General features: G+C 29.6%; 2 protein-coding genes. Both read right to left on the bottom strand.

Going from position 1 to position 884, the window contains the following annotated elements; all coding sequences use genetic code 11:
• Window positions 1–90 precede the first annotated feature (90 nt).
• Complete coding sequence (locus CN514_RS26120; protein ID WP_176526089.1) at window positions 91–423, bottom strand: hypothetical protein; 333 nt, start codon at window positions 421–423, stop codon at window positions 91–93.
• Window positions 424–489: 66 nt separating this feature from the next.
• Window positions 490–762, bottom strand: coding sequence for a DUF5412 family protein (locus CN514_RS24980; protein WP_176526088.1), 273 nt, complete (start codon window positions 760–762; stop codon window positions 490–492).
• Between the last annotated feature and the right edge of the window lie 122 nt (window positions 763–884).

The following is an 884-nucleotide window of genomic DNA, read 5'->3' as shown; positions in this document are numbered from 1 at the left end:
AGATATAAAATAGAAACCATGAGGTATTGTTTTATAAGGAATCAAGACGGATTGGAATTAATTTAAAAAGTGAAATTTTTTTGTAAAAAATCAAGAAGGAAATATTTGGATTCGGTTCATATTCTGGAGAAAACGGAAAAGAATTACGAAGATTACTTCACAGATGTAACTTAAGTCAAGACCATTTAAAGAGTATACAAAAAAAGGATCGAAATAATTTTCATAAGCCTCTTTTACCTTATTAGATTTCGGTACAATTGGAGCTACTTTTGAGAGTCTTTTACTTAAATCGTTTAAAAGATATACTCCTCTAAACAAAGTACCAGCTAAAATTCCAAAACCTATAATTATACCGACTTCTCCTAACATCAAAAGAAATATGCCTAAAATGGTTGCTAATACGATTGAATATAACAATTTCATAGAATTGCCCCTTCCTTAGCTTTTTTATCATCTAAAATCTATGTAAATACCCTCATAAAACTATATTTAATTATGTCGAAAATCAAACTTATCATTTGGTATATTCAGCGTGTGACCGTTAATAACAACTGTATCATTATCGATCCATTCAATGTCTGCTGCGCTCTCACGATAATTCCAGTATACAGTTTTACTCTTCTTTTCCTTGTTATATACTAATTCACCTCTAACAGCATATCCAGTTGTTGCTCCTCCACTTGTTACATATGCTTTTAAAGTATAATTTCCGTTTGAAGATTTTTCTTCGGTAAGATAATCTCCTTTTGGTAATCTAGTCATATCAAAAAATGCTCAGTAAATCCCATATCCGATTATCACCAAAAATAATACGCTTACAGAAAATAGGATTTTAAATGTTAATCGTCTTCTTTTTTGCCAATTTTTTTATTATCTAGTATTAC

The sequence above is a fragment of the Bacillus sp. AFS001701 genome, assembly GCF_002559405.1.
Lineage (GTDB): Bacteria > Bacillota > Bacilli > Bacillales > Bacillaceae_G > Gottfriedia.
Note: the sequence above shows the minus strand (reverse complement) of the source record. Positions and strands in the feature narration are given on the sequence as shown.

Excerpts from the sequence above, each read along its gene's own strand:
- CN514_RS26120 (WP_176526089.1), bottom strand. The coding sequence starts at position 423 with ATGAAATTGTTATATTCAATCGTATTAGCAACCATTTTAGGCATATTT.
- CN514_RS24980 (WP_176526088.1), bottom strand. The coding sequence starts at position 762 with ATGACTAGATTACCAAAAGGAGATTATCTTACCGAAGAAAAATCTTCA.